This window comes from Pseudomonas sp. SDO5271_S396, assembly GCF_054071795.1.
This window is the reverse complement of record NZ_JBSVWB010000001.1, coordinates 183,149-202,838: the sequence shown is the minus strand read 5'-3', so window position 1 is coordinate 202,838 and position 19,690 is coordinate 183,149. Positions and strand designations below refer to the sequence as shown.

22 protein-coding genes and 1 tRNA gene are annotated in these 19,690 nt (G+C 61.8%); 13 read left to right on the top strand and 10 right to left on the bottom strand.

Annotation, left to right across the window (positions count from 1 at the left end):
* Positions 1-39: 39 nt before the first annotated feature.
* Genes ACW9IN_RS00955 through arsC form a run of 3 tightly spaced genes read right to left on the bottom strand, consistent with a single transcriptional unit; the run spans position 40 to position 1,407 of the window.
* Positions 40-459 carry a DUF2069 domain-containing protein gene (locus tag ACW9IN_RS00955; protein WP_457364107.1) on the bottom strand — a complete coding sequence of 140 codons (420 nt, stop codon included), beginning with the start codon at positions 457-459 and terminating at the stop codon, positions 40-42.
* Complete coding sequence (wrbA, locus tag ACW9IN_RS00950) at positions 443-1,057, bottom strand: NAD(P)H:quinone oxidoreductase (protein ID WP_457364106.1); 615 nt, start codon at positions 1,055-1,057, stop codon at positions 443-445. Before wrbA ends, ACW9IN_RS00955 begins: the two co-directional genes overlap by 17 nt.
* A complete protein-coding gene (gene arsC, locus ACW9IN_RS00945; RefSeq protein WP_457364105.1) occupies positions 1,054-1,407 on the bottom strand; it encodes an arsenate reductase (glutaredoxin) in 354 nt (117 codons plus the stop codon). The genes wrbA and arsC overlap by 4 nt, the downstream gene beginning before the upstream one ends.
* Before the next feature lie 115 nt (positions 1,408-1,522).
* Between arsC and ACW9IN_RS00940 the strand changes: the two genes are divergently transcribed.
* Entirely contained in the window at positions 1,523-1,984 is a 462-nt protein-coding gene (locus tag ACW9IN_RS00940) for a redoxin domain-containing protein (RefSeq protein ID WP_457364104.1), read from the top strand.
* A 185-nt stretch (positions 1,985-2,169) separates the two neighbouring features.
* Here ACW9IN_RS00940 and ACW9IN_RS00935 read toward each other — a convergent pair whose 3' ends face one another.
* From ACW9IN_RS00935 to ACW9IN_RS00915, 5 genes are all read right to left on the bottom strand, one after another.
* Entirely contained in the window at positions 2,170-2,571 is a 402-nt protein-coding gene (locus ACW9IN_RS00935) for an META domain-containing protein (protein WP_457364103.1), read from the bottom strand.
* Entirely contained in the window at positions 2,568-3,008 is a 441-nt protein-coding gene (locus tag ACW9IN_RS00930) for a hypothetical protein (protein WP_457364102.1), read from the bottom strand. Before ACW9IN_RS00930 ends, ACW9IN_RS00935 begins: the two co-directional genes overlap by 4 nt.
* A 71-nt stretch (positions 3,009-3,079) precedes the next feature.
* Positions 3,080-4,069 (bottom strand): 2-hydroxyacid dehydrogenase, encoded by a 990-nt coding sequence (locus ACW9IN_RS00925; protein ID WP_457364101.1) that lies wholly within the window; start codon positions 4,067-4,069, stop codon positions 3,080-3,082.
* A 154-nt stretch (positions 4,070-4,223) separates the two neighbouring features.
* A complete protein-coding gene (locus tag ACW9IN_RS00920) occupies positions 4,224-6,977 on the bottom strand; it encodes a response regulator (protein WP_457364100.1) in 2,754 nt (917 codons plus the stop codon).
* A gap of 168 nt (positions 6,978-7,145) precedes the next feature.
* Positions 7,146-7,661 (bottom strand): DUF2062 domain-containing protein, encoded by a 516-nt coding sequence (locus ACW9IN_RS00915; RefSeq protein WP_457364099.1) that lies wholly within the window; start codon positions 7,659-7,661, stop codon positions 7,146-7,148.
* 135 nt (positions 7,662-7,796) lie between these two features.
* Between ACW9IN_RS00915 and ACW9IN_RS00910 the strand changes: the two genes are divergently transcribed.
* From ACW9IN_RS00910 to murB, 8 genes are all read left to right on the top strand, one after another.
* Positions 7,797-10,022 (top strand): DNA internalization-related competence protein ComEC/Rec2, encoded by a 2,226-nt coding sequence (locus ACW9IN_RS00910; protein WP_457364098.1) that lies wholly within the window; start codon positions 7,797-7,799, stop codon positions 10,020-10,022.
* A gap of 98 nt (positions 10,023-10,120) precedes the next feature.
* Positions 10,121-10,756, top strand: coding sequence for a MotA/TolQ/ExbB proton channel family protein (locus ACW9IN_RS00905; protein ID WP_065940046.1), 636 nt, complete (start codon positions 10,121-10,123; stop codon positions 10,754-10,756).
* Positions 10,753-11,181, top strand: coding sequence for an ExbD/TolR family protein (locus ACW9IN_RS00900; RefSeq protein ID WP_457364097.1), 429 nt, complete (start codon positions 10,753-10,755; stop codon positions 11,179-11,181). Before ACW9IN_RS00905 ends, ACW9IN_RS00900 begins: the two co-directional genes overlap by 4 nt.
* Positions 11,181-12,191: a tetraacyldisaccharide 4'-kinase gene (gene lpxK, locus ACW9IN_RS00895; RefSeq protein ID WP_457364096.1), complete on the top strand. Its 1,011-nt coding sequence runs from the start codon at positions 11,181-11,183 to the stop codon at positions 12,189-12,191. Before ACW9IN_RS00900 ends, lpxK begins: the two co-directional genes overlap by 1 nt.
* A gap of 24 nt (positions 12,192-12,215) precedes the next feature.
* Positions 12,216-12,401, top strand: coding sequence for a Trm112 family protein (locus ACW9IN_RS00890; protein WP_187677807.1), 186 nt, complete (start codon positions 12,216-12,218; stop codon positions 12,399-12,401).
* Complete coding sequence (gene kdsB / locus ACW9IN_RS00885) at positions 12,398-13,162, top strand: 3-deoxy-manno-octulosonate cytidylyltransferase (protein WP_457364095.1); 765 nt, start codon at positions 12,398-12,400, stop codon at positions 13,160-13,162. The genes ACW9IN_RS00890 and kdsB overlap by 4 nt, the downstream gene beginning before the upstream one ends.
* A complete protein-coding gene (locus tag ACW9IN_RS00880; RefSeq protein WP_457364094.1) occupies positions 13,162-13,626 on the top strand; it encodes a low molecular weight protein-tyrosine-phosphatase in 465 nt (154 codons plus the stop codon). Before kdsB ends, ACW9IN_RS00880 begins: the two co-directional genes overlap by 1 nt.
* Positions 13,623-14,642: a UDP-N-acetylmuramate dehydrogenase gene (gene murB, locus ACW9IN_RS00875; RefSeq protein WP_457364093.1), complete on the top strand. Its 1,020-nt coding sequence runs from the start codon at positions 13,623-13,625 to the stop codon at positions 14,640-14,642. The genes ACW9IN_RS00880 and murB overlap by 4 nt, the downstream gene beginning before the upstream one ends.
* Before the next feature lie 74 nt (positions 14,643-14,716).
* Here the strand turns inward: murB and ACW9IN_RS00870 are convergent, their stop codons facing one another.
* Positions 14,717-15,388, bottom strand: a complete 672-nt coding sequence (locus tag ACW9IN_RS00870) for a Bax inhibitor-1/YccA family protein (protein ID WP_457364092.1) — start codon at positions 15,386-15,388, stop codon at positions 14,717-14,719.
* Positions 15,389-15,540: 152 nt separating this feature from the next.
* Between ACW9IN_RS00870 and ACW9IN_RS00865 the strand changes: the two genes are divergently transcribed.
* Positions 15,541-15,631: transfer RNA gene (locus ACW9IN_RS00865), tRNA-Ser, on the top strand.
* Positions 15,632-15,946: 315 nt separating this feature from the next.
* Positions 15,947-16,450 carry a hypothetical protein gene (locus ACW9IN_RS00860; protein WP_457364091.1) on the top strand — a complete coding sequence of 168 codons (504 nt, stop codon included), beginning with the start codon at positions 15,947-15,949 and terminating at the stop codon, positions 16,448-16,450.
* A gap of 151 nt (positions 16,451-16,601) precedes the next feature.
* Here ACW9IN_RS00860 and ACW9IN_RS00855 read toward each other — a convergent pair whose 3' ends face one another.
* On the bottom strand, positions 16,602-17,513 hold the full coding sequence (locus ACW9IN_RS00855) for a LysR family transcriptional regulator (protein ID WP_457364090.1): 912 nt from the start codon (positions 17,511-17,513) through the stop codon (positions 16,602-16,604).
* A 135-nt stretch (positions 17,514-17,648) separates the two neighbouring features.
* Here ACW9IN_RS00855 and ACW9IN_RS00850 point away from each other — a divergent pair, with 135 nt between their 5' ends.
* Both ACW9IN_RS00850 and ACW9IN_RS00845 read left to right on the top strand, forming a co-directional pair.
* Positions 17,649-18,386, top strand: coding sequence for an SDR family NAD(P)-dependent oxidoreductase (locus tag ACW9IN_RS00850; protein WP_457364089.1), 738 nt, complete (start codon positions 17,649-17,651; stop codon positions 18,384-18,386).
* Between the two features lie 92 nt (positions 18,387-18,478).
* A complete protein-coding gene (locus ACW9IN_RS00845; protein ID WP_457364088.1) occupies positions 18,479-19,330 on the top strand; it encodes a hypothetical protein in 852 nt (283 codons plus the stop codon).
* Positions 19,331-19,690: the final 360 nt, after the last annotated feature.

The window sequence follows — 19,690 nt, the reverse complement described above, 5'->3', positions numbered from 1 at the left end:
TTCAAAATGTGGGAGCTGGCTTGCCTGCGATAGCGGACGTCAGGCCGGCACAGGTTCTACAGCCAAGCGGCGATTCAACTGATGCCGCCACCGCACATAGAGCAGCGCGGTGCAAAACAGCACCAGGCTCGCCAGCATCTCCAGCACCCCGAACCATTGCCGGTTCGGGTCATACGCCGCCAGCGCGCCCTTGATGAAATACAGATTCACCACAAAGCACATCCACGAATGCCCGCGCGCGCTGCCCAGCAGCATGCCCGGCGCCAGCACCAGCAGGGGCACCAGTTCGATCAGCAGGATCACCCATGGTCGCGCGCCATGCAGGTCGGCAACGAACAGGTAATAGCCGCACAACAACCCCACCAGGCCCAGAAAAGCCAGCAGGCTCAGCACGCGTGCAAGCTTGACCCGGGGTTCCAGCCACGCCTGGGCGGGCAGGACCTTAGGCTTTCTGGCCACGGCCGTTCTCCAGCAGCGCGGCGGTGTTCGCCAGGCGCAGGCCCAGGGCGCGGCACAGTGCGATTTCGTGTTGATCGAGCATGCGTTTGCCGTCCGGCCCCGAATGGTGGCTGGCGCCATACGGCGTGCCGCCGCCCTGGGTGTCGAGCAGTGCCTGTTCGCTGTAGGGCAGGCCGGTGATCAGCATGCCGTGGTGCAGCAGCGGCAGCAGCATCGACATCAGCGTGGTTTCCTGGCCGCCATGCAGGCTGGCGGTGGAGGTGAACACGCCGGCCGGCTTGCCGACCAGAGCGCCGGTGAGCCACAGGTTGCTGGTGCCATCCAGGAAGTACTTGAGCGGCGCGGCCATGTTGCCGAAGCGGGTCGGGCTGCCCAGGGCCAGGCCCGAGCAGTGCTTCAGGTCGTCCAGGCTGGCGTACAGCGCACCTTCGTCCGGGATGCTCGGCGCCACGGCTTCGCACTCGGTGGAGATGGCCGGCACCGTGCGCAGTCGCGCTTCCAGGCCACCTTGCTCGATGCCCCGGGCTATCTGCCGGGCCATCTCGCTGACCGAGCCGTTGCGGCTGTAATACAACACCAGCACATACGGCGCCGTCACGGCAGAATCTCCAGCACGTTTTCCGGTGGTCGGCCGATAATCGCCTTGTCGGCGGTTGCCAGGATCGGGCGCTCCATCAGCTTGGGGTGCTCGGCAATGGCGGCGATCAGTTGCGCGTCGCTGAGGTTGGTATCAGCGAGGCCAAGGGTCTTGTATTCGTCTTCGCCGGTGCGCAGCAGTTGACGGGCACTGATTCCCAGTTTGCCCAGCAGCGCTTTCAATTGCGCAGCGTCAAGCGGGGTTTCCAGATAGCGCACCACGGTCGGCGCAAGGCCTCGGGCTTCGAGCAGTTCCAGCGCACCACGGGATTTCGAGCAGCGCGGGTTGTGATAAAGCGTCAGATCGGTCATGTGCGGGTCGCATCTTGCGTAAGGTGGCGGGTATTCTACCCGCGCTGTGGTCCGTCCTTAAACCGTAAGAGGCGATAGGTCGCAGCCAACGTTCATTTTTGCGAAGGATTACCCCATGACAAGGCGACTGATCGGTGCATTGGCGATCATCACAACCCTGCTGCTGAGCGGCTGCGGCAATGACTATGGCATTGACCAATATGGCCAGAAAGTCGCCTCCGAGCGCCTGGATAAACAATGGCTGGTGGTCAATTACTGGGCTGAGTGGTGTGGCCCGTGCCGCACGGAAATCCCCGAGCTCAACGCCCTGGCCGAACAGCTGAAAGGGCAGAACGTTGGGGTGTTCGGGGTCAACTTCGACAATGTGCAGGGTGAGGAACTCAAGGCCGCCAGCGAGAAGCTGGGCATCAAGTTCACCGTGCTGGCGCAGAACCCGGACGAAATCTTCGATATTCCCCGTAGCGAGGCGTTGCCGGTCACTTACATCATTGACGACAAGGGCAAGGTGCGCGAACAACTGATGGGCGAGCAGACGGCGCAAGGGGTGCTGGCCAAGCTCAAGGCCCTGCGCGGCTGAATTGGCAACACATAACCCCTGTGGGAGCGGGCTTGCCCGCGAAGAGGCCCTCAGCGTTTAAAACCTTTTGATGAGAAACCACCCTTGCGAGCCACCCCCGCCACCCCCAAACTGACACGCCGTATTCGCGAGCAAGCCCGCTCCCACACAAGCCTGGTCCCACAGTGGATTGCAAGTGGCCAGTATCAGCCCTCTTCGAGCCACAAACGAATCGGCTTGCCTTGTGCCGGCCAGAAGCGCGTCTGTTCGATAGGCGAAATATCCCAGCGTTCGACGCCTTGCAGGGCCTGGAAGAAGCGGTGTTCCTGTTCCATCAAGGCTTCGGCGCAGAGTTTGCGGGTGCTGCCGAGCTTGCCGAAAGTGAGTTTGTCGCCGTTCACGCTGTAGGGGGCAAACCAGTGGTTGCAACCGCCGTTGCCATAGGCACGGCCATCCGCGCCGAGTGTCACGGTCAGGTGCGCGTAATCCATCAGTGGCCGCTCACCAATCCATTCCACCACGTAGCTGTGATCCTGCTTGAGCTTGACCGCATCACCGGCGCAGCCGGTCAAGGCCAGCCCGGCGGCGAGCAGAAGCAGGCCTTTCATTGCGCGGCCTGCTGGCATTTCGGGCAGCGGTGCTTGTCGCCTTCGCTGGCCCAGCCCAGCTCTTTGATACGGGCATTGGCGGCCGGTTGCAACGGTTCTTTGGTCAGCTTGGTTTCCACCGCGAACTCAAACTCCAGCACGTTTTCGCAGCTGTCGCAGTTGACCTTCCAGGTGTGAATCTCCAGTTCACCGAACTGCGGCCCCCGGGCCATGGCAACCCATTGACCGGCAGGGCGGATGGAGTAGCGTGCGTCACCTTCGACGGTGAGGCGCATCGACAGGGTTTTACTGCCGCGCAGGGTGACGATCAACACGTCGCCGTGCTTGATCGATCCACCGCTGCCGGTGACCTGGTAACGGCCCGGCACCAGGGCGCGGCATTCGATCAGAGTATGTTGCGGGCTCAGCAAGCTGAAGCGGAAATCGTGTTCGGCCATGGGTCCTCCAAATAGGCGCGGCATCCTATCACGGGTGCCTGCTCATCATGAGCGTGGTATGTGACCGCTGATCACCCGTCGACAAGGTTCTGCGTCCGACCCTCAGCCCAGGCAAGGATGTTGGCCAAGGTCGTGCCGGCAATCGCCGCCAGGGCCTCACGGGTGAGGAACGCCTGGTGCGCGGTGATGATCACGTTGGGAAAGGTCAGCAGGCGCGCGAGCACGTCGTCCTGCAAGGGCAGGTCGGAGCGGTCTTCGAAAAACAGCTGGGCTTCTTCCTCGTAGACATCCAGCCCCAGGTAGCCGAGCTGGCCGTCCTTGAGGGCGTCGATCAGTGCCGGCGTATCCACCAGACCACCGCGCCCGGTGTTGATCAGCATGGCACCGGGCTGCATGCGCGCCAGGGAGTGGGCGTTGATCAGGTGTTTGCTGTCGGTGGTCAGCGGGCAATGCAGGCTGATGATCTGCGCCTGGGCCAGCAGCTCGGGCAAGCTCACGTAGCGGGCACCAAGCGCCTGGACCTGAGGGTTGGGGAAGGGATCATGGGCAAGCAACTGGCAGCCGAAACCGGACATGATTGTGGCGAAGGTGGCACCGATCTGCCCGGTGCCGACCACGCCGACGGTCTTGCCCACCAGGTCGAAGCCGGTGAGGCCGTGCAGCGTGAAGTCGCCGTCACGGGTACGGTTATAGGCACGGTGCAGGCGGCGGTTGAGGGCCAGGATCAATGCCACGGCGTGTTCGGCGACCGCGTGAGGCGAATAGGCCGGCACCCGCACGACGCTCAGGCCCAGGCGACTGGCGGCGGGCAGGTCGACATGGTTGTAGCCGGCAGAGCGCAGGGCAATCAAGCGCGTGCCGCCCTTGGCCAACTGTTCCAGCACCGGGGCGCTGAGGTCGTCATTGATAAAGGCGCAGACCGCCTCGTGGCCGTTGGCCAGCGCGACGGTGTCGAGGTTGAGCCGGGCAGGCTGGAAATGCAGTTCCAGACCTGACGCCAGTGGTTCGCCGAGAAAACTCTCGCGGTCGTAGGCCTGGCTGCTGAAAAGAATGACGCGCATCAAAGGCTCCCTGCACTCATAAAATAAACACATGACCTTGTGGGAGCGGGCTTGCCCGCGAAAGTGGCGGGTCAGTCATCTCATCAATGACTGAAAGACCGCAATCGCGAGCAAGCTCGCTCCCACAGTTTCTCCTGCATGCCATAAAACTGTATCAGGCGCTGACCCGCGCCTCGCTGGCCAACCGGGCGATGGCCATGTCCAACTCGTCCAGCGCAGCCAGGGCCTTGGCGTCGTCCTGCTTGAGCAGGGTTTCGGCGCGCTGGCAGGCCGCGCGCAGTTGCGGCACGCCGCAATAGCGAGTGGCGCCGTGCAGGCGGTGGACCCGTTCGATCAAGGCCGTGTTGTCATTGGCATCGCGGGCGACGCGGATCGCAATACGATCGGCTTCCAGGGAAGCCAGCAGCATGGCGAGCATGTCCGCTGCCAGGTCGGTCTTGCCGGCTGCCAGGCGCAGGCCTTCCTCGTGGTCCAGCACTGGCAGTTGCAGGCCTGGGCCCAGGTTGTCGGCTGAACGTTCCGGCCCCTGGTTGCGCAGGGCCAGGCCGGTCCACTTGAGCACCACCTGGGCCAGTTGGCGTTCGCTGATGGGCTTGGTCAGGTAGTCGTCCATGCCGCTTTGCAGCAGGGCGCGCTTTTCGTTGGCCATGGCGTGGGCGGTGAGCGCCACCACCGGCAGCGGCGTGCCATGGCGCTCGCTTTCCCACTGGCGAATCGCCTCGGTGCTCTGGCGACCGTCCATGCCAGGCATCTGTACGTCCATCAGCACCAGGTCGAAGGTTTCCTGTTTGACTGCGTCGATAGCCGCATAGCCGCTTTCCACGGCCTGTACCTTGGCGCCCATGTCTTCCAGCAGGGTTTGCACCAGCAGCAGGTTGGCCGGGTTGTCGTCGACGCAGAGTATCCGCGGCGCGCGGCTGGCCAGCGGCTCGCCGGGCTCGTTGCGCGATGGGCGCGGGCTGATCAGGTCGGCCAGGGAGCGACGCAATTTGCGCGTACAGGCCGGTTTGGCCTGAAGCTGGCTGTTGGGGTTGGGCACCGACTGGTTGAACAGCATCTGTTCGGTGGTAGGGCACAGCACCAGCACCTTGCAGCCCAGGTGTTCGAGGTCCCACAGGTGCTGGTTGAGGCGTTCGGGAGGAATGTCATTGGCGGTGACGCCCAGCACGGCGAGGTCGATGGCCTGCTCGGTCTGATGGGCGCTGGTGATGCCATTGGTCAGGTTTTCCAGGCTGTTGAACGGCGTCACCTGCAGGCCGCAATCTTCCAGTTGATGTTGCAGCGCCTGGCGCGCCAGTTCGTGGTTTTCCAGCACGGCCACGCGACGGCCCAGCAGCGGCGCGGCGGGCAGGTCTTCGACGTCGTCGCGGGTTTTGGGCAGGTTCAGGCTGATCCAGAATTCCGAGCCTTCGCCCGGCGTGCTGTCCACGCCGATTTCGCCACCCATCTGTTCGATCAGGCGTTTGGAAATCACCAGCCCCAGGCCAGTGCCGCCCGGTTGGCGCGACAGCGAATTGTCGGCCTGGCTGAAGGCCTGGAACAGGGCGCGCACGTCCTGGCTGGACAGGCCGATACCGGTGTCCTGCACGCTGATGCGCAACTGCACGCTGTCTTCCTGCTCGTCCTCGATCATGGCGCGGGCCACGATGGTGCCTTCACGGGTGAACTTGATCGCGTTGCTGATCAGGTTGGTGAGGATCTGCTTGAGCCGCAGCGGGTCGCCCACCAGCGCCAGCGGCGTGTCGCGGTACACCAGGCTCACCAGTTCGAGCTGCTTGGCGTGGGCAGCGGGGGCCAGGATGGTCAGGGTGTCTTGCAGCAGGTCCCGCAGGTTGAACGGCACGCTGTCCAGCACCAGCTTGCCGGCTTCAATCTTCGAGAAGTCGAGGATTTCATTGATGATGCCCAGCAGGTTGTCGGCGGATTTCTCGATGGTGCCGAGGTAATCCAGCTGGCGCGGCGACAACTCGCTTTTTTGCAGCAGATGCGTGAAACCGAGGATGCCGTTGAGCGGAGTACGGATCTCATGGCTCATGTTGGCCAGGAATTCCGACTTGATGCGGCTGGCTTCCAGAGCTTCTTTGCGCGCCAGGTCGAGCTCGATGTTCTGGATTTCAATGGTTTCCAGGTTCTGGCGCACGTCTTCGGTGGCCTGGTCGATGCTGTGTTGCAATTCTTCCTGGGCGTTTTGCAGGGTTTCGGCCATGCGATTGATGCCCGAGGCCAACTGGTCCAGCTCCTGGCTGCCCAAGGGCGGCAAGCGCGTTTCCAGGTTGCCGTCCTTGAGTTGGGCAACGGCCTGTTTGATCTGCCCGATGGGCGCGTTGATGGTGCGGCTGATGCGCAGCGCCAGGGCGGCGGTGCAGGTCAGGCCGATGGCGATCAACAGCAGGCTGGCGAACAGGCTGCGATAGCCACGCAGCAGCATGCCGTTGTGGGACAGCTCCACCTCGACCCAGCCCAGCAGGCGGTCGGCCTCATCGGGAATCACCTCGCCGGCGAGGTTGCGATGGCGGCCAAACACCGGCAGCAGATAGCGCGTAGCGTCATTGCCGGTGCGCTGCAACAGGTGAGAGCTGTTGCCGACCGGAGGCTGGTTGAGCATGGTCGGGCCCGCGTGGGCCAGGGGCGCACGGTCCGGGGCCAGAAAGGACACGGTGCGTACGTCCGGCTGCTCCAGGGACTGGGTGGCGATGCGCTCGAGCAAATCGGCATTTCTGCTGCTCAGGGCCGGCGCCACCAACGGTGCCAGCTGTTCGGCGATCATTTCGCCACGTTGCAGCAACTGGGTTTGCAGTTCCGAGAGCTGCATCCAGGTGAAATAACCGCCCAACAACAAGGCCATGAGGCTGGTCGGTAATAAGGTCAGCAACAGTACGCGGCCTTTTATCCCCATTCTTCTAAGCACGCCACTCTCCTGCTACCACACTGTTATCAATATCCCGCGCAGGCATCCGGCCCGCGCCACCTGCGCAGTGTAGCCATTTGCGCGGTTCGGAATCTTGCAAATTGATGACAGACGGCAATCCTGGGGTGATGAGAGGCTTGGGCCGGCCTGCGCTTGAAGAGGCGGCGTTCAGTGGCGACGCTGTTTGCGCTTCTTCCACTGGTGGGCGACCCACCAGCGCCAGTAACCCATGGTCAGGCAATAGGCCATTAGGCCCAGCACCAGTCCCAGCACCACCGACCCCAGCAGGAAGGGTTGCCACAGCGTGCTCAACTGACCGCTGATCCATTCCCAGGTGAGATCATCGGGCAGGCTGCGCGGCGGCACATTCATCAACCACGCGCCGGTCATGTAGGTGCACAGGAACACCACCGGCATGGTGAGCGGGTTGGTCAGCCACACCAGGCTGACGGCGATCGGCATATTGCCGCGCACGACGATGGCCAACACGGCTGCCAATAACATCTGTAACGGAATCGGGATGAAGGCTGCGAACAGGCCCACGGCCATGGCCCGTGCCACCGAGTGCCGATTCAGGTGCCAGAGGTTGGGGTCGTGCAGCAGAGTGCCGAGAAATTGTAATGACTTATGTTCCCTGATACTGCTGGGATCGGGCATGTACCGTTTGAATAAGCGCCGGGGCATAAGGGGTCCAGGTCAGTTCGAGGGGCAAGTATGCCCGCATTCTATAAACAGAAAATTCAGACTTTGTGACAAAACGTCATAGGGCACACGGCAAACCCGACCAAGACTGGGTGGATCACTTGGAAGGGATGATTCATGAAAGCAGGGATGTTTGCGTGTGCGTTGGGGCTGTTGTCCCTGCGTTTTTTGCCGGCATTGCCCCATGGGGGCTGGCTGCTGGCCATGGCGATAGTGGCATTGATGGTCTTGCCGTTTAGGACCTATCCGCTGGCGTTTTTCCTGCTGGGCTTGAGTTGGGCCTGTTTCAGCGCGCAATCAGCGCTGGATGACCGTCTGAGCCCGGCGCTGGACGGGCAGACCCGTTGGGTGGAGGGGCGGGTTATCGGCTTGCCGCAGCAAACCGGCAGCGGGGTGCGTTTCGAACTGGCCGACGGCCGGTCGCGCAATGCCCGCCTGCCCAAGCGTATTCGGGTGTCCTGGCACGGTGGGCCGGTGGTGCGCAGCGGCGAACGCTGGCGTTTGGCCCTGAAGCTTCGACGGCCTGCGGGCCTGTTGAATTTCCACGGTTTCGATCGTGAAGCCTGGTTGCTCGCCCAGAGAATCGGTGCCACCGCTTCGGTGAAGGACGGCGAGCGCCTGGGCCCGGCGCGCAACGCCTGGCGTGACACGTTGCGGCAACGGCTGATGACGGTCGATGCCCAGGGGCGCGAGGCTGGTCTGACGGCCTTGGTGCTGGGCGATGGTTCCGGTTTGGCAGCCGAGGATTGGCGGGTGTTGCAGGACACCGGCACCGTGCACTTGCTAGTGATTTCCGGGCAGCACATCGGTTTGCTGGCAGGTCTCATCTACGGGCTGGTGGCCGGCCTGGCGCGTTTGGGGTGGTGGCCTCCTGGCTGGCCATGGTTGCCCTGGGCCTGCGCGCTGGCCTTTGCCGCCGCGCTGGGCTACGGCTTGCTGGCCGGGTTCGGAGTGCCGGTGCAGCGCGCGTGTGTGATGGTCGGGCTGGTGTTGTTGTGGCGCCTGCGATTTCGGCATCTGGGGAGCTGGTGGCCGTTATTGCTGGCGTTCAACGGTGTGTTGATCCTCGAACCGTTGGCCAGCCTGCAGCCGGGGTTCTGGTTGTCGTTCGCCGCCGTGGCGGTGTTGATCTTGACGTTCAGCGGGCGCCTAGGGCCGTGGAGCGTCTGGCAGGCCTGGACCCGACCCCAGTGGTTGATCGCGATTGGCCTGTTTCCGCTGTTGCTGGTGCTGGGGTTGCCCATCAGCCTCAGTGCGCCGCTGGCCAATCTCTTAGCCGTGCCATGGATCAGCCTGGTGGTATTGCCGCTGGCCCTGTCGGGCACGCTGCTGTTGCCGGTGCCCCTGCTGGGGGAGAGCCTGTTGTGGCTGGCCGGCGGGGCGCTGGATATCGGTTTCAAGGCGCTGGCGCTATTGGCCATGAAGGCGCCCGCGTGGTTGCCCGCCGAGGTGCCGGTGGGTTATTGGTGGGTCAGCCTGGCGGGGACGGTCATGTTGCTGCTGCCAAAGGGCGTGCCGTTCCGGTTGCTCGGTTGGCCGATGCTGATGCTGGCGGTGTTTCCTCCGCGCGAATCGGTGCCCCATGGGCAAGTGGACGTGCTGCAACTGGACGTCGGGCAGGGCTTGGCATTGATCCTGCGTACGCGGCACCACACCTTGCTCTACGACGCCGGACCGCGAGCTGGCGAAATGGACCTTGGGGCCCGTGTGGTACTGCCGACCTTGAAAAAGCTGGGAGTAGGGCGACTGGACATGATGTTGCTCAGTCACGCCGATGCCGATCACGCAGGCGGAGCGGCGGCGGTGGCCCGGGGGCTGCCGATCACGCGGGTGGTCGGCGGGGAAACGGAAGGACTGCCGGCGTTCCTGAGGACTCAGCCCTGTGTCAGTGGCGAGTCGTGGACCTGGGATGGCGTGGTATTCGAGCTGTGGCAGTGGCCGCAAGCGACTGACGGCAATGCCAAATCCTGTGTGCTGCGAATCCAGGCCAAAGGTGAAAGCCTGCTGTTGACCGGCGATATCGATCGTGCCGCCGAACAGGCCTTGCTCGCCTCACCGCTCGCGGCGCCCAGCGACTGGCTGCAAGCGCCGCATCATGGCAGTCGCAGCTCTTCTTCAGGGACGTTTCTGCAACGCGTTGCGCCCACGTCGGTGCTGATTTCCCGCGGACGCGGCAATGCGTTCGGCCATCCGCATCCGGAGGTTCTGGCGCGGTACCGGGCGTTGGGTACCCGGGTCTACGACAGTGCCGAACAAGGGGCTATCCGCTTGCAACTGGGGGCGTTTGCAGCACCGGTGGTTGCCCGGGATCAACGTCGCTTCTGGCGTGAACCGCCACCCTGATCCCAGCGGTCGTCCGCGACAGGCGGCACGATGGTCGACGAACCCCGTCACGGAACCTATATGGTAAAGTGGCGCACTTTTTCGAGGGGACATTCACTGTGTGGGAATTGGTCAAATCCGGCGGCTGGATGATGTTGCCGATCATCTTGAGCTCCATCGCCGCTCTCGGCATCGTCGCCGAACGCCTGTGGACCCTGCGTGCCAGCCGCGTCACCCCTGAACATTTGCTGGGGCAGGTCTGGGGCTGGATCAAGAACAAACAGCTGGATAAAGACAAGCTCAAGGAACTGCGCGCCAACTCGCCCCTGGGTGAGATCCTCGCGGCGGGCCTGGCCAACTCCAAACATGGTCGCGAGATCATGAAAGAGTGCATCGAGGAGGCTGCTGCCCGGGTCATCCATGAACTGGAGCGTTATATCAACGCCCTCGGCACTATCGCCGCGATGGCGCCATTGCTCGGCTTGCTCGGCACGGTGCTGGGCATGATCGATATTTTCAGCTCGTTCATGGGCTCGGGCATGACCACCAACGCCGCCGTACTGGCCGGCGGTATTTCCAAGGCACTGATCACCACGGCGGCGGGCCTGATGGTGGGTATTCCGTCGGTGTTCTTTCACCGTTTCCTGCAACGACGCATCGATGAGCTGGTGGTCGGCATGGAGCAGGAAGCCATCAAGCTGGTGGAAGTGGTGCAGGGCGACCGTGACGTGGACCTGGTTGGGGGCAAAGCGTGAGATTTCGCCGCAAGCAACGGGAAAATGTCGATATCAACCTCGCGTCGCTGATCGACGTGGTGTTTATCCTGCTGCTGTTTTTTGTCGTGACCACCACCTTCACCCGCCAGACCCAACTTCGCGTCGACCTGCCGGAAGCGGTGAGCGGTTCGCCCGCCGAGGATCAGGAAGTCAAGACGCTGGACATCGCCATCAGCGCCGACGGGGTGTTTTCGGTGAACAACCAGGTGTTGGAGAAAAATGACCTTGCCAGTCTGATGGAAGCGCTGCAGAAGGAGTCAGGCGGTGATACCAAAATGCCGCTTTCCATCAGCGCCGATGGCAAGACCCAGCACCAGGCCGTGGTCACTGCGATGGATGCTGCCGGCAAGCTTGGTTTCAGTCATCTGCGCATGAGCACCGTCGAGGCGGCGAGCCAACCCTGATGACTATGTCCGATCGTCTGCTCAAGGCCTGGTACGAAGGTCATCCTGCCCTGGCGCTGTTGCGGCCACTGGAATCGTTATATCGCCGGGTCGTGCAGCGCAAACGCGCGCGCTTCGTGGCGGGCGAAGGCGAGATTTATCAATCGCCGGTGCCGGTGGTGGTGGTCGGCAATATCACCGTGGGCGGCACCGGCAAGACCCCGCTGATCCTGTGGCTGATCGAGCACTGCCAGCGCAGCGGCCTGCGCGTGGGTGTGGTCAGCCGAGGCTACGGTGCCAAGCCGCCGCACCAGCCCTGGCGGGTCGAGGCCAGCCACAGCGCCGATGTCGCGGGGGATGAGCCCTTGTTGATCGTGCAGCGCAGCGGCGTGCCGCTGATGATCGATCCCGACCGCAGTCGTGCGGTCAAGGCGCTGCTGGCCAGCGAACCCCTCGACCTGATCCTCTCCGACGACGGTTTGCAGCATTACCGCCTGGCGCGCGATCTTGAATTGGTGCTGATCGATGCCGCCCGCGGCCTGGGTAACCGCCGCTGCCTGCCTGCCGGGCCGTTGCGGGAGCCGGCGGAACGTCTGCAGAGTGTCGATGCGCTGTTGTACAACGGGGCCTCCAGTGATCGGGAGGACGGTTTTGCCTTTCGCTTGCAACCCACGGCCTTGGTCAACCTACAGACCGGCGAGCGTCAGTCGGTGGATCACTTCCCCAATGGTCAGTCCGTGCATGCGGTGGCCGGCATCGGTAATCCGCAACGTTTCTTCAATACCCTTGAAACGCTACACTGGCGACCGATACCCCATGCGTTTGCCGACCACGCGCCCTACAGTGCCGAGGTCTTGAATTTTACGCCGTCATTGCCGCTGGTCATGACCGAGAAAGACGCGGTGAAGTGCCGCACTTTTGCCCGGCCAGACTGGTGGTACCTTGCGGTGGATGCGGTGCCGTCGCCGGCGTTCGTCGCCTGGTTCGACACGCAGTTGATGCGCCTGTTGCCCGCTCGCCTCTTGCCTTGAAACGCTTTTATCCAGGAAACACCCATGGACACCAAACTGCTCGACATCCTCGCTTGCCCTATCTGCAAAGGCCCGCTCAAGCTGAGCGCCGATAAAACCGAGCTGATCAGCAAGGGCGCCGGTCTGGCGTACCCGATCCGTGATGGCATTCCGGTGATGCTGGAAACCGAAGCTCGCACCCTGACCACTGACGAGCGTCTGGATAAATGACCACTGCCTTTACCGTTGTCATCCCCTCCCGCTATGCCTCTACACGCCTGCCGGGCAAGCCGCTGCAACTGATCGGCAACAAGCCGATGATCCAGCTGGTGTGGGAGCAGGCCAGCAAAAGCAGCGCCGAGCGCGTGGTCGTTGCCACCGATGATCCGCGCATCATCGAGGCCTGCAAGGGGTTCGGCGCCGAAGCGGTGCTGACTCGCGAAGACCACAACTCCGGCACTGACCGCCTGGCCGAAGTGGCCACGCAGCTGGGTTTGGCACCCGATGCCATTGTGGTCAACGTGCAGGGCGACGAACCCTTGATCCCGCCCAGCGTGATTGACCAAGTGGCGGCCAACCTGGCGGCCCACGGCGAAGCGCGCATGGCCACCCTGGCTGAGCCCATCGAGGACATCGACACCCTGTTCAACCCGAACGTGGTGAAAGTGGTCAGCGACATCAATGGCCTGGCGCTGACCTTCAGCCGGTCGACGCTGCCGTGGGCGCGCGATGCTTTCGCCAAGAGCCGTGATGTTTTGCCACAAGGTGTGCCGTACCGCCGCCATATCGGTATTTATGCCTACCGTGCCGGTTTCCTGCATGACTTTGTCAGCTGGGGCCCTTGCTGGCTGGAGAACACCGAGTCCCTGGAGCAATTGCGTGCCTTGTGGCACGGCGTGCGTATCCATGTCGGCGATGCCCTGGAAGCGCCACCCGCGGGTGTCGACACTCCGGAAGACCTCGAGCGCGTCCGCCGCCTGCTGGGGTCCTGATGGAGGTTCTGTTCGTGTGCCTGGGCAACATCTGCCGCTCGCCTACCGCAGAAGGTGTACTGCGCCAGAAATTGCGCGATGCCGGGTTGGCGGGGCAGGTAGAGGTCGCTTCCGCAGGCACCGGTGAGTGGCATATCGGTAACCCGCCCGACCAGCGCAGCCAGCGTGCCGCGCGGGCACGGGGTTACGATTTGTCTGCGCAGCGCGCGCAGCAGGTCTCCCGGGCCGATTTTTCGCGATACGACCTGATCCTGGCCATGGACAACAGCAACCTGCGCAACCTCAAGGCCATGCAGCCTGGGCAGGGCAAGGCCGAGCTGGATTTGTTCCTGCGCCGCTATGATGCCGAAGTGGATGAAGTCCCCGACCCTTACTACGAAGGCGAGCAGGGTTTCGAGCGGGTGCTGGACCTTATCGAGCAGGCGTGTGACTCATTGGTAATCGAACTGAAGGGGCGGTTATGACCTTGCAGGTGCGGGCGCAGGTATCGCTCAAGCCGTTCAACAGCTTCGGTATCGACGTGCGTGCCCGGTTGTTTGCCGAGGCGCGCAGTGATGCCGACGTTCGCGAAGCCCTGCTGCGTGCGGCGGCACACGACTTGCCGTTGCTGGTGATCGGCGGCGGCAGCAACTTGCTGCTGACCCAGGACATTGCTGCGCTGGTGCTGCGCATGGCCACCCAGGGCATTCGCGTGCTGCACGACGACGGTGTGCATGTGGTGGTCGAAGCCGAGGCGGGCGAGCCTTGGCATCCCTTTGTGTTGTGGACCCTGGAGCAGGGATTCTGCGGCCTGGAAAACCTCAGCCTGATCCCGGGCACGGTGGGCGCAGCGCCCATGCAGAACATCGGCGCCTACGGGGTTGAGATCAAGGATGTGTTCGCCGGCCTGACCGCACTGGATCGCCATACTGGCGAGTTGCGCGATTTCAGCCTGGATGAGTGCAACTTTGCCTACCGTGACAGCCTGTTCAAGCACGAGACCGGTCGCTGGTTGATTCTGCGCGTGCGTTTTGCCTTGAGCCGTGCGGGCCAGTTGAAGCTCGATTACGGCCCGGTGCGGCAACGCCTGGCCGCGCAGGGCATCGTTGAAGCAACACCCAGTGATGTCAGCCAAGCGATCTGCAGCATCCGCCGGGAAAAACTGCCGGATCCGGCAGAGCTGGGCAACGCCGGGAGCTTCTTCAAGAACCCGTTGGTCTCTCAGGCGCTGGCGACCGAGTTGCAGGCGAGCTATCCGGACCTGGTGGCCTACCCCCAAGCGGATGGGCAGATGAAACTGGCCGCGGGTTGGTTGATCGACAAGGCGGGCTGGAAGGGCTTTCGTGAAGGCGATGCCGGCGTGCATAAATTGCAGGCGCTCGTGCTGGTCAACTATGGCGGCGCCACGGGGCAGGAGATTGCAGAACTGGCCCGGCGTATCCAGCAGGACATTGCCGAGCGTTTCAAGGTCGAGCTGGAAATGGAACCCAACCGGTACTGATCCTGTTCACGTGGCGCGGCAACAAAAATGCCCCGTATCTTTCGATACGGGGCATTTTTTATTGCGGGTATGGATCAGTCATCGCGACCCATGATGCCGAAGATCTGCAACAGGCTGACGAACAGGTTGTAGATCGATACATACAGGCTGATGGTCGCCATGATGTAGTTGCGCTCACCACCGTGGATGATGGCACTGGTCTGGAACAGGATGCACACGGAGGAGAACAGCACGAAGCCCGCGCTGATCGCCAGTTGCAGGCCGCTGATCTGGAAGAACATGCTGGCGACCACGGCAGCCAGCAACACGAAGAAGCCTGCAGTGATGAAACCACCGAGGAAGCTCATGTCCTTGCGGGTCACCAGTACGTAGGCCGACAGGCCGCCGAATACCACGGCGGTCATGGCGAAGGCCGAGCTGACTACTTCCGCGCCGCCGGCCATGCCGAGGTAACGGTTGAGGATCGGACCGAGAATAAAACCCATGAAGCCGGTCAAGGCAAACGCCGACACCAGGCCCCAGGCCGAGTCGCGCAGCTTGTTGGTCAGGAAGAACAGGCCATAGAAGCCGATCAGCACGACAAAGATATTCGGGTAGCCGACGCGCATCTGCTGCGCCACGAACGCCATTACACCGCTGAAGGCGAGGGTAAGGGCGAGCAGGCCATAGGTGTTGCGCAAAACGCGGCTGACTTCAAGCTGCTCAGCCTGCGCGTGACCATTCACTGCGTAATTCTGTTCGCGCATGGCGACACTCCTTCGGTTTTGAAACGTTCAGTCGCAAAGATCATAACAGACGCTCTGTAACAAGCTATGGCGAGAGTTTGACAGTGTGTTTCATTCGGGTATTATGGCGCCCGCTGAGACAGGATGGACTACTATAATCCTGTGATGCGCAAGGGAAATTGGCAGAGTGGTTGAATGCACCGGTCTTGAAAACCGGCGAACGTTAATAGCGTTCCCAGGGTTCGAATCCCTGGTTTCCCGCCAAGATTCAAACGAAAGCCCCGCACTCGCGGGGCTTTTGTGTTTCTGGGGTTCAGGTAGCGAAAGACGGTTTTTCACCGGCGTTCCGAAAGCAGTTCGGTCCACCGTAATTTTCCTACCCAGCTTGTGACTTTTCTGATGAGCTTTTACTCGTCATCTCTTTGTTTTTTTACTATTATCGGGTATCTGTGCGCTCAAGGAAGAGAGGCTGAGCGCCTTGAGGCTGGTAGAAAACTCACACTCGACCATTGAGTGAATCACTGCTTTTACCCAGAACCTAACGACTCAGCCAACCGTAATTACTTTTTGGTGGAACCGATGGATAAAATGTGTGGCATCGTTGTAGCGGTAGGACTTGCCCTCGCGGGATGCGCTACTAAAACTCCAGAAAAGCCTGTAGTGACCCCACCTCCTGCCGTTGTCCAGGAAGCACCTGCTGAAGCCACACCTGCGACACCACCGAATTGGACCGTGCGCTATGAGTCTGAACCGGCACACGCGAACGCCAATGCTGCTCCCCCAAGCGCTGCCTCTTCTCAGGCCGCTGAGTCGGAATCGGAAACGAACTTGAACCAAAGTCGTGCCGAGCAATGCCGTAAAGAGCTGGATGTTTTAAAGCTTTACAGCAAAGCGTCTTACGATAAGTACGAGACGGAATACCGCGTCATCGCCGCCAAAACGGCTAAATACATGGAGATCAAAGACTCCATCGGCGCTGACTTGAACTATATGGTCATGCCTGCTTATCAATTTCAAATTCGTGAGTTCTGCTTCCGGGTCAAGACTCGCCTGTCAGAGCTGGTACTTCGCCAAGCCAAATGATGATTCCACGGCAGGGTGCGTTTTTTACCAGTTAAGCAAACACTGGTCAGAGACTTGCCTCGCACGAATCGAACGGTTAAGTGCCGAGAATGCCCCGACTTGTCGGGGCATTTGCTTTTAAGCGGCGTGTGCTGCGTTCGCATGCAATCATTCATCTCCCGCCCACGCGCAAATGCGGCATTCCGTCCATTTTCTGCGCAATGAAATCGACCAATACCTTGATGGCCCCGGTCATGCGACGACTGCCCGACGCAATCGCGTGGATGGGCACCAGGTCAGCTCGATACTCCTCAAGCACCGCGACCAACGTTCCTTGCTCCAGGTCTTGCGCAAACATCCACCTGGGGCCTTGGGCCAACCCCAGCCCGGCGCGGGCGATGGCGTGAACGCTTTCGGCGTCGTTGGTGCGCAAGCGCGAGCTGGGGGAAATGTTGATGTTTCCTTGCGGGCTGCGAAATTTCCAGGTTTTGGAGCCGCCTTGAAACAGGAACGGAAGGCACACGTGGGTTTCAAGGTCCGTCGGTGATCGAGGCACGCCCCGGGCCGCCAGGTAGCTCGGCGCGCCGACGACGACGGGCTCAAGGCTGCCGATGCGCCGGGCGATCAGGCTTGAGTCTTTCAGGACGCCAATGCGGACCGCCACGTCGATGCCATCCTCCACCAGGCTCACGTAGCGCTCGGACACTTCCATATCGATCGACAGCTCGGGATGTTTCAGCAACAGCTCAGGAAGGTGAGGGGCGATGAATCGGCTGGATAACACGGCGGGCGCCGCCACCCGGATTCGTCCTCTTGGCGCAGTGTCACCGGTGCGTATCCACGTTTCGGCCGCGTCCAGATCTGCCAGCATGCCCAGCGCGAAATCATAAAAGTACCGACCCTGTTCCGTGACGCTCAGCCCCCGGGCGCTGCGACGAATCAATTGGGCACCCAGGCGCTTTTCGAGCGCCGATATCTCCTTGCTGACGGTGGATTGGGCAACGCCTTCGGCTTTGCCCGCGCTGGAAAAGCTGCCGGTTTCTACCACGCGGGCAAACAGCTGCATTCGGTTGATGTGGTCCATCGGGGATGTCCTGCGTTCAGTATCGATGAATTCCAGAATGGAATAAAAGCTATCACAGGTTTCCGTATTGGAAACCGGCCAGTCCGCCTGAATAATCAGAAAACACATCCATTTCAGGGCGCAGAGGTAAGTTGAATGTCGAAGCTTAAAGGCAAGGTAACCGTGATCATCGGCGGTACGACGGGCATGGCCCTCGCCACGGCGAAGCGCTTTGCAGCGGAAGGTGCGCAAGTGGTCATCACCGGGCGACGCCAGCCGATGCTCGATGAGGCGTTGAAAGACATTGGCGGTGACGTGATCGGTGTTCAGGGCGACATTGCTCGCAATGAGGACCTGGACCGGTTGTATGACGTGGTGCGCGCCGAGCGCGGGCGCATCGACGTGCTGTTTGTCAGCGCAGGTGCCCCGGCGAGTGCTACCGAGCATGTCACGACCGCTACCCTGGATGACTTTCACACCACCTTCAGTACCAACGTGCGAGGGGTTTTGTTCGCGGTGCAAAAAGCGCTTCCCCTTATGAGCGATGGCGGCTCGATCATCCTGAATGGCTCGATCGCGGGTACCAAAGGAATGGCGGGCGCCGGTCTATATTGCGCGAGCAAGGCGGCGGTTCGCTCATTTGCCCGCACCTGGACCATGGAGCTCAAGGACCGCGGCATTCGCGTCAATGTGATCAGCCCCGGCCCCATCGATACGCCGTTCACCCGGCCCGCCTCCCAGGAATGGAAGGATTTCATGCAGGCCGGGGTTCCTCTCGGCCGTTTCGGGCGTCCCGAGGAGATTGCCGGCGCCGCCTTGTTTCTAGCGTCAGAAGACTCGAGTTTCGTGACGGGCGTGGATCTGTGTGTCGATGGCGGGTTTACCCAGGTCTAGGGTGAACACTCTTTGCCGCGCCATGGAATTTATCCCTCCGGTCAGCTGTTACAGAAAGGCGATGTCATCCATTCGAACCAGAAGGAAACGCCATGTCTGTCAACAACCCGAACGACCGCACGCCGGTTTCGCTCTTCCGTGATGCCCAGCACATCGAAGAATCAGCCTGGTGGGATATCTACAATGCGGCGCCGGAGGATTACGCGCACCGGCATCAGTTGCGCGCAGAGCGTTTGTCCGGAGGGACGTGTTTTGCGCATAAACATTTTCCCTCGTGGTTGTTTAATCGGGTGCTGAAGTTTGGCACCTCGACACCTGCAACCCAGGCTCAGCTGGATGACATCCAGAGCTGGATAAGCCGCTACGCCAATCCATCGCACACCATTGGCATCGACCCCAATGCAGAGCCGGCACAGGTCAAGGATTGGCTTTCTGCCGCTGGTTTGGGCGTTGCGGGGGGCGGGCTCGCGCGGTTTTTGCACACGGGTGCCGTTTTGCCGGACCCCGTCGACGGTGAATTGAGCGTGCGTGAGGTGGGCGCGAGCGAGCGCAAGGCAGTGGGTGGTCTGGTACGCGCCGCCTTTGGTTTTCCCGAAGGCTGTGACGATTGGTTCGGGCAGTTGGCGGGCCGTCCGGGATGGCGTGTGTATTTTGCCTGCGATGGCGAAACGCCGGTGGGTGTGGGTGCGTTATATGTAAACGATGGGCTGGCCTGGCTGGGTGTGGGCGCCACGCTCAAGGAGCATCGCGGGCGAGGGGCGCAAAGCCTGTTGATCGATCGTCGCGTCAGGGATGCCCTGGCGATGGGTGTAACCGGCGTGCATGTAGAGACCGGGCATCCGCTGCCGGGCGACGCTATCGGCCCGTCTTACCGAAACATTCTGCGCGCCGGTTTCGAAGTGTTGTTCGTGCGTGAGCACTACATGCCAAAGCCCGCACAATAAGGGTACGCCCGCCATTCTCGTAGAGCCTCGCCGTCGCGACGTTTACGATTTAGCGGGCCAATACCTCCCTTCGCTGCGCGGGCAGCGATGGATGGAGCAGGCATCGCGCGCTCAGCAGAACAACTGCGCGACCGATAACAGGCAGATCACCTGGACAACCAGTTGAGCCCGGATTGGATGAATCATCGTCGCCACCTTCATAGGTTCAGCCTGCACGGCCACGGGTGGTGTTGCCCGCACCCCATGCACCTGTACGTTTCAGTATAGAGTCAGAAATCAAATCTTCACGTTTGCGCGGAATCTACGGGGCGCCCAGGCGGTGTGTGCGTTGGCCAGCGTCATTATCTGCGGGCTGCCACT